The sequence below is a fragment of the Acidobacteriota bacterium genome, from assembly GCA_039028635.1.
Classification (GTDB): domain Bacteria; phylum Acidobacteriota; class Thermoanaerobaculia; order Multivoradales; family JBCCEF01; genus JBCCEF01.
On the sequence record JBCCHV010000026.1, the window covers coordinates 66,201 to 76,831 of the forward strand.

The 10,631-nt window shown below is 65.8% G+C and carries 8 protein-coding genes; 2 read left to right on the top strand and 6 right to left on the bottom strand.

What is annotated here, in order from left to right; all coding sequences use genetic code 11:
- Nucleotides 1–98: 98 nt before the first annotated feature.
- The 6 genes from AAF604_12375 to AAF604_12400 all read right to left on the bottom strand — a co-directional run bounded on the left by AAF604_12375 (nt 99) and on the right by AAF604_12400 (nt 8,154).
- Complete coding sequence (locus tag AAF604_12375) at nt 99–2,135, bottom strand: CRTAC1 family protein (protein MEM7050452.1); 2,037 nt, start codon at nt 2,133–2,135, stop codon at nt 99–101.
- Nucleotides 2,132–4,900 (bottom strand): tetratricopeptide repeat protein, encoded by a 2,769-nt coding sequence (locus tag AAF604_12380; GenBank protein ID MEM7050453.1) that lies wholly within the window; start codon nt 4,898–4,900, stop codon nt 2,132–2,134. Before AAF604_12380 ends, AAF604_12375 begins: the two co-directional genes overlap by 4 nt.
- A 333-nt stretch (nt 4,901–5,233) precedes the next feature.
- Nucleotides 5,234–6,304, bottom strand: coding sequence for a 3-oxoacyl-[acyl-carrier-protein] synthase III C-terminal domain-containing protein (locus tag AAF604_12385; GenBank protein ID MEM7050454.1), 1,071 nt, complete (start codon nt 6,302–6,304; stop codon nt 5,234–5,236).
- A 102-nt stretch (nt 6,305–6,406) separates the two neighbouring features.
- On the bottom strand, nt 6,407–7,003 hold the full coding sequence (locus tag AAF604_12390) for a GWxTD domain-containing protein (GenBank protein ID MEM7050455.1): 597 nt from the start codon (nt 7,001–7,003) through the stop codon (nt 6,407–6,409).
- A gap of 4 nt (nt 7,004–7,007) precedes the next feature.
- A complete protein-coding gene (gene folE, locus AAF604_12395) occupies nt 7,008–7,595 on the bottom strand; it encodes a GTP cyclohydrolase I FolE (GenBank protein ID MEM7050456.1) in 588 nt (195 codons plus the stop codon).
- Between the two features lie 49 nt (nt 7,596–7,644).
- Entirely contained in the window at nt 7,645–8,154 is a 510-nt protein-coding gene (locus tag AAF604_12400; GenBank protein ID MEM7050457.1) for a MogA/MoaB family molybdenum cofactor biosynthesis protein, read from the bottom strand.
- 257 nt (nt 8,155–8,411) lie between these two features.
- Here AAF604_12400 and AAF604_12405 point away from each other — a divergent pair, with 257 nt between their 5' ends.
- Together AAF604_12405 and AAF604_12410 are read left to right on the top strand one after the other, a co-directional pair.
- Complete coding sequence (locus AAF604_12405) at nt 8,412–9,668, top strand: HlyD family efflux transporter periplasmic adaptor subunit (protein MEM7050458.1); 1,257 nt, start codon at nt 8,412–8,414, stop codon at nt 9,666–9,668.
- A gap of 40 nt (nt 9,669–9,708) precedes the next feature.
- The gene (locus AAF604_12410; protein MEM7050459.1) at nt 9,709–10,449 is read left to right on the top strand and encodes an ABC transporter ATP-binding protein; all 741 of its coding nucleotides are present in this window, start codon (nt 9,709–9,711) and stop codon (nt 10,447–10,449) included.
- Nucleotides 10,450–10,631 lie beyond the last annotated feature (182 nt).

A 10,631-nucleotide genomic window follows, 5' to 3' on the forward strand; every position in this document is an offset into this window, starting at 1 on the left:
CCCCTTGGTCACGAAAACCCTAGTCTATGAAACTCCCGTAGCGGCATCGGCCGTGGGGGTCCTGCCGGCAGGTGGATTCCGGCGCCAGGCCGGACGGTTCAGTCGGCGGCGGAATTCTGGTTGACGACCAGCAGGCGATCAACGGCCTCGATCGCTCCCAACTCCTGGCGCTCACCACCGGGCCACAGCACGGTCAGCGAGTCCACCCGCTCGGCGTCGCCGAGGCCGAAGGTCAGGGTGAGCTCCGACTGCGACAAGTAGCTCTTGGTCGGCATCACCTGACGGCGCTGCAGCACGCCACCGGCGGTCAGCTCGACCCAGGCTCCGATGGCGTCGCGATTGACGCCGGCCGCCGGATCTCCGACCAATGACAGGCGCAGAAAGTGGTGTCCGAGCTGCTGATCGTTGCGCACCAGCAGGGGAGCGCCGCCGACCTGGAAGAGCACCACGTCGAGATCGCCGTCGCCTTCGAGATCGCCATAGGCGGAGCCGCGACCGACGATCGGCCGGGCGAGCTCACCGAGGGCCTCGGCGGGCACCGGCAGGAAGGTCTGGCGCTGATCCGGTCCGGCGTTCCAGAAAAGCTGGGCTGCCTGGCGATAGGTCTGGCTGGGGTCGACGGAGTTGATCTCCTCCTCGAGATGGCCGTTGGTCTGCAGCAGATCGAGGCGGCCGTCGAGATCGTAATCGAAGAGAAAGAGCCCGAAGGTCAGAGCGGTGCGACTGACGGCTCCGATACCTTCGCCGATGGCCTCGTCGGCAAACAGTCCGGGGTCACCCTGGGAAACGTACAGGGAGGTCATCTCGTTGGCGAAGTTGCCGATCGCGAAGCCGAGGTCGTCGTCGTTGCGGTAAAAGCCGGCATCGACCCCCATGGCACCGGTGGCGCTCCCCACCCGGTCGTAGGCCACCCCGGCGGCACCTCCCTCTTCGCTGAAGGTGCCGTCGCCGCGGTTGCGAAAGTAGAAGTTGCCGACGGTGTCGTTGGCGATCAGCAGGTCGATGAAGCCATCGCGATCGACGTCCACCGGCGAAACCCCCAGGGTCTTCGCCGACGGCGCCCCGGTCACCGGGTTGTCGACCTGCACCCCGGCGGTGGCCGAAACGTCTTCGAAGGTGCCGTCGCCGCGATTGCGGTAGAGGTAGGCATAGGTGCCCTGGTAGTTGGCCGGGGGACCGTAGGCCCGGCCGAGACCGGTGAGTCGGTAGTCGACCTCGAAATCGATCTCCTTCGACCACAGCACATAGTTGCCCACATAGAGGTCGAGATCGCCGTCGTTGTCGATGTCGATGAAGGCGGCGCAGGTGCTCCAGACGTCGTCATCACCGCCGACACCGGCGCTCGAGGTGACCTCTTCGAAACGGCCACCGAGATTGCGATAGAGGCGATTGCCGCCGACGGCGGTGAAGAAGAGATCGCGACGACCGTCGTTGTCGAAATCCCCCACCGCCACGCCCTGGCCGTAGAACGGGTCGTCGAGACCGAGGGCGGTGGTGGCGTCGGAGAACTCGCCGTCGCCTTCGTTGCGGTATGCGATGACGCCGCTCACCCGCGGCCGCCGGCGGTGCGGCCAATCGGTTCCATTGACGAAGATCAGATCCGAGTCGCCATCGCCGTCGAGGTCGACGAAGGCTCCACCGCCACCCATCGTCTCCGGCAGCAGCTTGTCGCCGTAGGCACCGTTGAAATGCTCGTGAGTGATGCCCGCCACCGCCGTGACATCACGAAAGGACACTTCCGGCGCCTCCGCCAGGGGCGCCTCGTCGATCTGCACCGGCGCCGCCGTCTCGATGGCCTGCTCCGCCGCTTCCTCACCCGGGCGGCGCAGCACGAAGAGGACCAGCAACACCACCAGGGCGATGGCTCCGAAGGCGAGCAGCGAGTAGCGGAAGGCACGGCCGATGATGGCGTCGTCGGCCGGCACCAGCTCTTCGTCGAAACGACCCCGCTCCAGGTAATCATCGAGCTCCTCGGGGGCGATGCCGAGATCCGACGCCAGGCCTTGGCGCCGCTCCCCGAAGGCTTTCTCGAGCTGGACGATGACCGGACGCGTGGGGTCCTCACTGCGCTCCCTCTCCAGGCGATCCCTCAGGGCCACCAAGCGGTCGAAGGTGCGCTGTAGGTCGGGGTTCACGAAGCGGGAACCTCCTCCTCCTCGGCCAACGCCGAGGTTCGTTGCAGGTCGTAGATGACGATCGCCTCGGCGGCATGGTCCGCCGCCGCGTCGCGCGAGCGGGCGATGGCGATGGCACGATCCCGAGCATTGTCGTCGGGGCGGTACTTCTGGTACGCCTCGAAGTGCGGCGCCGCCTCCTCCTCGCGGCCGAGCTGACGCAACACCAGGTGGAGATTGTAGTGGGCGTTGACGTTCTCGGGATCGAGCACCAGGGCGCGCTCGAAGAGCTCGATGGCCTCCGCCAGGAAAGCCTCGCGAGTCGCTTTACGACGCTCTCCGCGCTCCTGCCGCGAGCGCTCCACCAGCGTCTGGCCGAGCTCGTTGAGGAGACGATAGTCCTGGCTGAAGTCGAAGCCGCGCTGACGCATCTCCTGGCTATCCGCCTCGACCAACCCCCGGAAGGCATCGATGGCCTCGTCGAGATAGCCGTTCTGCTTGTTGACCAGGCCGGTGAACCAGGCCACCGACCAGGGCGGCGCCGGGGGATCGAAGGTCGCGGCTCGGGTCAAGGCCTCGATGGCGCGGTCGCGCACGGTGCCCTGGGCGAGGTAGACCCGCGCCAGATTGAGCGGCCCATCGGGCCGACCGAGGGCCTCCACCTGCTCGAAGGCTTCCTCCGCCTGGCGCAGCTCACCGCTCGACTTGCCGCCCTTGCGCAGCAATCCGATGCCGTAGTCGTTCCAGCGCTGCCACTCGACGATCGGGCTGGCCGGGTTCGCCGCTTCACCGCCGGCCCCGGCGACGGGGAACACCAGACGGTCGCGGGCGAGCTCGAGAATCGGGAGGTCGTTGACGTAGTCCTCACCGTAGACGTAGCGCATGTAGCGGGTGTCGAACTTGCGGTAGAGCAGCTCGACCTCGATCTCGAGGGGCCCATCGAGGTCGCGCGGGACTTCGAAGGCATAGTGCACCACGTCCGCCGCGCCGGGCGGGATCTGGTGACTGTAGAGGGGAACGAAGATGTCTTGGGCGTTGCGGCGATCGATGCGATTGCCTTCGCGATCGAGCATGTAGGTGTTGAAGAAATGGGACCACGGATCGACCACGCCGTCGGACGCCATCGCGCCACTGCGCCCGACCTGGCGATTGCCGCTCTGGGCATCAACCGCTAGCCAGATCTGGTTCGAGTCGGTGGTCCCCTGGGTGAAGTGGTGGCCCATCTTGACGGTGCGCACCACCACCTCCAAGAGATAGCGCTTGCCCGGCTCGAGGGTCGGAACCTGGGGCCGCAGCGGAGCCGTCAGGGCGCCTTCGACGGTGCCCCCTTCGCGCACCCCGAAGAGATCGACCCGCATCACTCCCTCGTTGAAGTCGCGATGCGCCTGGATCACCCAGTCTTCCATCCCCTCGAGATGAGGAATCCCCGTATTGGCCGACGGGAAGAGGTGATCGTGGACCTTCAGCTCGCCACTGTCGTCGAGCACGCGGGTCCCGAAGTCGTTCGAAGCCAGGGTCTGCATGTGGCAACCGTTGCAGTTGGTTTGGGCCTCCGGAGGATAGTAGAAGCTGGTGATGCCGTGCCCCGAGACGCCGGAGAGCCAGAAGGAGTCGTAGTGGTTCTGGCCGCGCAGCCACTTATAGCCGTTGAGCTCTTCCGGCAAATGCACCTTGTGACAGGAGCCGCAGAACTCGGGGGTCTGGTGGAAGGGCTTGAGGAAAGTCTTCTTGTGCAGCTCCGGCTTGGCCTTGACGAGCTGACGGTTGACCCAGGCCAGGGTGCGGTTGTCGCTGAAGGCGAAGGGATAGTGCATCGGCTCTTCGATGGTGTAGTCGGCGTTGCCGCGGCGGCTGTTGAGATGGGTGATGGCATGGCATGCGGTGCAGGTGATGCCGGCCTGCCCCGCCGGGTCCTCGATGACGTCGAGGTTGGGATCGTCGAACTTGCCGCTGAAAAACACCACCGGATCGTGGCAGCCGGCGCAGAAGCGTGCCCCGCGCGGATTGACCTGGCGCGTCTCCTGCACCGAGAAGCGATAGGGAACGTTGTTGAACGAGCTGAAGCGATGCACGCTCGACGCCCAGCGCTGGTGAACGTCGCTGTGACACTCCTGGCAATAGGAATCGTTGGCCAACACTCGCTCGGGAATGAAATCGCCGGTGCTGGTGCGAGCCAGGGAGGGAAAGAAATACTCCTCCGCCGACTCCGGTCCTTCGACGTTCCAGCGCCGCGGATCCTGCGCCTGGAAGATCAGCATGAGGGCCGCGAAGACACCGGCCACCGCCGCCCAACGCAGACCGACCTTCCAGCGGATCCGCTTGCCGGCCAGGCGATGCAGGATGAACAGCCAGATCGCCACCAGCGGGCTCAGCACGTGGATCCAGTAGGCCACCGACCGAACCGCCGGATCCTTGACCACGATCACCCCTTCGAGGCGGGTGAGGACGATGCCGCTGATGAGCAGGAAGAGAGCGGTGGCGAAGAGGGCGTAGCCCACCTTGACGGCGCGGCGGTTGGGGCGATTGCGGGCGTTGCGAATGTGGGCGATGCCGAAAATCACCACCGGCACCACGATCAAGGCTCCCAGCACCAGATGGCCCAGGAACATGGCGATGTAGAACCAGTTCTGGTAGGTCGCGCCGGTGAACGCCTCGAGACCGCGAACGCTGAGCAGATAGAAGGAATTGACGACAATCAGGGCAAACAGACCGAACACCACGAAGAGTAATTTCTTCAGGCGCGGACCGACGGCTGGATAGTAGCGACGACGCTGGGCTACGCTCATCCTCCGAACTCCCCAACCTGTTCAGCGAGAAAGGCGCCGATTTTGGCTACCGAGCTCGCTCGATTCTCGGGCTGCGATGTCTCGAACTATTCATTGTAGCGGTTCAATGAGCAAATGGAACGCCCATTTGGGCAGGATGGGACCATTTCGACCGCTCGCACCGAGAGATCCTGCCGGACCTCGAGGAGAAGATCGGAATCGGTAATCCGAAGGCATCCGGCACCGACCGCCGAGGGCGCGAAGGCCACTCTCGTCTCGCCCCGACCCGGCGACGGGGCGAATCGACAGCCGCGCCGGTGCGCTGAGTCGCACCGGCCCTCGGACCACCGCCCGCTAGAGACGCAGCAGCACGGCTCCCCAGTGGAGACCGGCGCCGAGGGCGGCAAAGCCGACCAGGCCTCCTTCCGGAACCTTGCCCAGCTGACGCGCTTCGTGGAAACACAGCGGCAGTGTCGCCGAGGTGGTGTTGCCGTAGCGTTGAATATTGTTGTGGACCCGTTCGTCGGGCAAGCCGAGGGCCTTTTGAGCCGCCTCGTTGATGCGCAGATTGGCCTGGTGCATGACCAAGAGATCGAGATCCGCCGCCGTGGCGTCGAAGCGTGCCAGCAGGTCGCGGGTCGCCCGCGGCATGCTGGTCACCGCCAAGCGAAAGACCTTGCGACCGTCCATCACCGGCATCGAGCGCTCGGCAATGATCGACTCGGGAGTCACGAAAGGACGCTCGGCGGAACCGACGCCGGGCACATAGAGGATGTCCTTGTGGTTGCCGTCGCCAAAGAGGGCGGAGCCCAGAATGCCCCGGTCGCTGTTCTCTTCGGCACGAAAGACCATCGCTCCGGCGGCATCCCCGAACAGCACCAGCAGGTGGCGATGGGTCGAGTTCTTGAGGCGCTCGGCGTCATCGAGGGGCTCGTCGGAGCGCCCTTCGAGAAGGTCCCAGGTGTGCTCCGAAAAGGGCATGAGGGCGGTGTGCACGTCGGTTCCCACCAACAGCACCGTCTGCGCCAGGCCGGAACGGATCAGAGCATCGACCACCTGCATGCCATAGGCGAAGCCAGCACACTGCTGCCGGATGTCGAGAGCTGGTATCGGCGCCAATCCGAGCTTCTGCTGGATCAGGGTGCCGGAACCCGGAAAGTAGTGGTCCGGAGTCATGGTGGCACACACCAGATAGTCGACTTCGGCCGCGTCGATGCCGGAATCTTCGAGGGCGGCGCGACAGGCGGCGGCGCCGAGGTCCGACGATCCGACCCCCTGCTCCGCGTAGCGGCGCTCGACGATGCCGCTGCGCTCGCGAATCCACTCGTCGCTGGTCTCGACCACCTGGGACAGGGCATGGTTGTCGATGACCCGATCCGGAACGGCAATTCCGCTGCCGGCGAAAACCGCGCGCCTCTCGCTCATGCTCCACCCTCCTCCCTGGCGCCGGAGGTCACAACCTCGACCCCACGACGCAAGCCATTGACGGCAGGCCGGACCCGGCACGGGTCGGCCATGCCGACCCGCTCAGTAGCGATCGATTTCGATACCGGATCCGCGCCGCTCATCGAGGCGAGTGCGAGGGATGTAGAACTCGGTCACCTCGCCGCGCTTGATGAAGCGATAGAGCTCCGCCGGCCGGCTGTTGTCGAGGCCGGCCTCGCGCTGCCCCTCGTAGGTCCAAACCTCCACCGGCGGATCGCGATGGTCGATCGGGATCTCATAGTCGGTGTCGTCCGGCTCGCCGAAGAGAATGTAGATCGTGCCCCGCGCCGTGCGGCGACCTCGCACTCCGGCCTCCGAGTAGCGGCTATCGGCCTCATCGGCACGCTCGGCGAAGGTCTCACGCAGCGGATTGTCGGGCCGCAACGGCTTGGGATCGCGCTGTTTCCAGAACTCCTCGACGAAGGCCGCGGCCTCGGTGTCGCTGCGCAGGGCGGCGAAAGCATCGAGCTCCGCCGCCGTCGCCATGCGCGCGATCGGACCGATCAGCCATTGCGAGTAGTCGGGGCCGAGGGTGGGGTTGACCAGGCGATCACCTTCGGCCCCGGTGGAGCCGGTGGCGCAGCCCTGCAGCACCCCGATCATGAGGAGCGAAGCCACCAGGACGGGACTGCAGCGCATCGCCCTAGCGCCGCAGGAGATCAAGAAACTCCTCCCGCACCGGCCGGTCGTGGAAGCTACCGCGCAGAGCCGAAGTGGTGGTCACCGCCCCTGCCTTCTTGACCCCTCGCATCTCGACACAGAGGTGGCGCGCTTCGATCACCACCATGGCGCCCCGCGGCGAGAGCTTCTCGCCGAGGTAATCGACCACCTGCTCGGTGAGCCGCTCCTGAAGCTGAGGGCGCTTGGCGTAGAACTCCAGGATGCGGGAGAACTTCGACAGCCCGATGATGCGATCCCCGGGAATATAGGCGATGTGGGCATGGCCGTAGAACGGCACCAGATGGTGTGCACACATGGAGTAGAAGGGAATGTTCTTCTCCATCACCAACTGGCTGTAGCCCTCTTCATTGGGAAAGGTGGTCACTTTCGGCTCGGCGCCGGCCGACAGGCCCTGGAACATCTCAAGGTACATTTTGGCGACCCGCCGATCGGTCTCCTGCAGATTGGGGTCCGCCAGGTCGAGGCCGAGTTCCGTGAGGATGCCGCGCACATGGTGCTTGATAGCTTCGATCCGGCTCTCCGTCACCGGTGCCTCGCTGATCTGACTCATCGAAAAAAAGCTCCTTGTTTCCCTGGGTCCGGGGGACTGCACGAAGGGCCTATCTTACACGTCGAGCCTGCGCCAAAAGGTGGGCCGACTCCGGCAGGATGAGGCGCTCGAGGGCGAGGGCCACCGCCTTCGGGGAACCGGGCAGGGCGAAGATCGCCTTGCCCTGCACCAAGCCGGCGGTGCTGCGGCTCAACATGGCGGCCGCACCCACCTGTTCGAAGGAGAGGGCGCGAAAGATTTCTCCAAAGCCCTCGACCGGGCGCTCGAAGAGGGGCGTCACCGCCTCCACCGTCAGATCGGCGGGCGAAAAGCCGGTGCCGCCGGTGAGGACCACGACATCGACCTCCGAAGCCGCCAGGCAGCGGCTGACGGCGGCGCGGATCGCAGCCACCTCGTCGCCGACGATCTCGCCACCGCACCAGCGGTGCCCCGACTCGGTGATCAGTCGACGCAGCAATTCGCCACCGCGGTCGTCGGCCGCGGTGCGGCTCGAGCTGACGGTGATTCCGGAAAAACCCAGTTCGGAAGCCGCTTGCTGACGGTGTTGTTCGACGGACATCGGGAGCCTCCTCTTCGCCGACCGCAGGCTAGCAGACTGCCGGGGAAACCGCTGAGCGGTTTCATTTGCCATGAAATCCGTTAAGATAAATATTCCGAATAAGATCTATATCCGATCCACCACGTGTCCGATTCTGGGACGGGCCCTCTCGATTTCGGACGCCGAGTCAGCCTTCGAGGCGCCTTTCACCGCGGTTTCAGGCGGGCTCGCCGGTGGCACGGAAGCTGCTCTTCTTCGGTAGCGGGAGAACCAAACCTATGGATAAGCCAAGAGACCCCTCGGTACTGCGCAAGAAGAAAATCCGCCGTGTCGCCCTGCTGGTGGCCGGCGTCCTGGTGCTGGTGGCGGTGAGCGCCGCCGTCGCCAATCTCGAGCCCGCGGCGCGGGTCGTCGACAAGGACTCGGTGTGGGACGACACCGTCCAACGCGGCACTTTCGTCCGTCAGGTACGAGGCCCCGGCACCCTGGTGCCGGAGAACATCCGCTGGATTCCGGCCCTGCGCGAGGGCAGTGTCGACCGCATCCTGATCCGCCCCGGCTCGGCCGTCGAGAACGACACGGTGCTGCTCGAGCTGACGAATCCCGAGCTCGAGCAAGAGGCCCTCGACGCCGAGCTGCGACTGCGGGAGGCGGAAGCCGAGTACACCGATCTCGAGGTTCGGCTGTCGAGCCAGCTACTCGACCAAGAAGCCGCTGCCTTCGGCGTCGAGTCGGACCTCGCCGCCGCCAAGCTGCAGGCGGAGGCCGACGAAGAGCTCTCTCGCGAAGGCCTGATTCCGGAGATCAATCTCAAGAAGTCCCGCCTCGACGAGCGGCAGCTCGAGCGGCGCCACGAGATCGAGCAGCAGCGCCTCGAGAAGACCGCCGAGTCGAACTCCGCTCAGCTCGCCTCGGAGCGCGCCCGGGTCGACCAGTTGCGCTCCCTCTTCGAGCTGCGCCGCAAGCAGCTCGATGCCCTCAAGGTCAAAGCCGGTCTCGACGGCGTGCTCCAGGAGCTGCCCCTCGAGGTCGGCCAGCGAGTCGCCCCCGGTGACCTGCTGGCGCGGGTCGCTCAGCCGGACACCTTGAAGGCCGAGCTGCGCATCCCCGAAACCCAGGCCAAGGACCTCGGCGTCGGCCAGCAAGCCGAAGTCGACACCCGCAACGGCATCGCCCAGGGCGAGGTCACCCGCATCGATCCCGCGGTGCAGGACGGCTACGTGCTGGTCGACGTCTCGTTCACGGAAGAGCTGCCGGCCGGAGCCCGCCCGGACCTCTCCGTCGACGGCACCATCGAGATCGAACGCCTCGACGACGTGCTCTTCGTCGGCCGCCCGGCTCGCGGTCAGCGCGACGCCACCATCCAGCTCTTCAAGTTGGTGGAAGACGGCCGCGAGGCGATACCGGTGAACGTCCAGATCGGACGCACTTCGGTCAACACCGTCGAAGTCGTCTCCGGGCTGCAGGAAGGGGACCGAGTGATCCTCTCGGACCCCTCCGCCTGGGAAGGCAGCGACCGCATTCGCCTGCGCTGATCGGCGGCCCGGCCGCCATTCGAAATACGAGGAGAACATCATGAGCTCGAACCAAGACAGCCTGATTCAGCTGACCGACATCACCAAGGTCTTCTACACCGACGAGGTCGAAACCCACGCCCTCGCCGGCATCCACCTCGCCATCGAAGCTGGCGAGTACCTCTCCATCGCCGGCCCCTCCGGCTGCGGCAAGTCGACCCTGCTGTCGATCCTCGGCCTGCTCGACACGCCCACCGAGGGGCGCTACCGCCTCAACAGCCAGGAAGTCGCCAACCTCTCCTTCTCGGAGCGGGCCCGCATTCGCAACCGCGAGATCGGCTTCATCTTCCAGGCGTTCAACCTGATTGGCGATCTCACCGTCTACGAGAACGTCGAGCTGCCCTTGACCTACCGCGGCATGCCTTCCTCGGAGCGCCGCCAGCGGGTCCAGGAAGCCCTCGAGCGGGTCGAGATGGCGCACCGCATGAAGCACTTTCCGAGCCAGCTCTCGGGCGGTCAGCAGCAGCGCGTCGCGGTCGCCCGGGCGGTCGCCGGCAAGCCGTCGATCCTGCTCGCCGACGAGCCCACCGGAAACCTCGACTCGAAGAACAGCGAAGCGGTGATGCAGCTGCTGTCGGAGCTCCACGACGATGGCGCCACCATCTGCATGGTGACCCACGATCCGCGCTATGCGCGCTATGCCACCCGCACGGTGCACCTGTTCGATGGTCGCATCGTCGAGGAGGACGAGGCGGCCCTGCACGCCGTCGCCGAGGAGCCGGTCGCGGCCCACGTGTCGTAGCAGGCTGCTGAAAAGTCGCGTGGCGACTTATTCAGCGCCTGCTGTTTGTTTCAGGGGGGCTAAAGGCGCCCCCCTCAGGCGCACGCACATGTCGTGCGCCTTCACCCCCGACCTCGGCGGCTTTGCCGCCGCCTCGCCCCTCGGGCTCGGGAGCCGCCTGCTGGTTAGCAGACGGCTGCTCG

Bases quoted from the DNA above. Each gene is read 5' to 3' on its own strand.
- AAF604_12400 (MEM7050457.1), bottom strand. From the start codon at position 8,154: ATGTCCGTCGAACAACACCGTCAGCAAGCGGCTTCCGAACTGGGTTTT.
- AAF604_12385 (MEM7050454.1), bottom strand. From the start codon at position 6,304: ATGAGCGAGAGGCGCGCGGTTTTCGCCGGCAGCGGAATTGCCGTTCCG.
- folE (MEM7050456.1), bottom strand. From the start codon at position 7,595: ATGAGTCAGATCAGCGAGGCACCGGTGACGGAGAGCCGGATCGAAGCT.
- AAF604_12390 (MEM7050455.1), bottom strand. From the start codon at position 7,003: ATGCGCTGCAGTCCCGTCCTGGTGGCTTCGCTCCTCATGATCGGGGTG.
- AAF604_12405 (MEM7050458.1), top strand. From the start codon at position 8,412: ATGGATAAGCCAAGAGACCCCTCGGTACTGCGCAAGAAGAAAATCCGC.
- AAF604_12410 (MEM7050459.1), top strand. From the start codon at position 9,709: ATGAGCTCGAACCAAGACAGCCTGATTCAGCTGACCGACATCACCAAG.
- AAF604_12380 (MEM7050453.1), bottom strand. From the start codon at position 4,900: ATGAGCGTAGCCCAGCGTCGTCGCTACTATCCAGCCGTCGGTCCGCGC.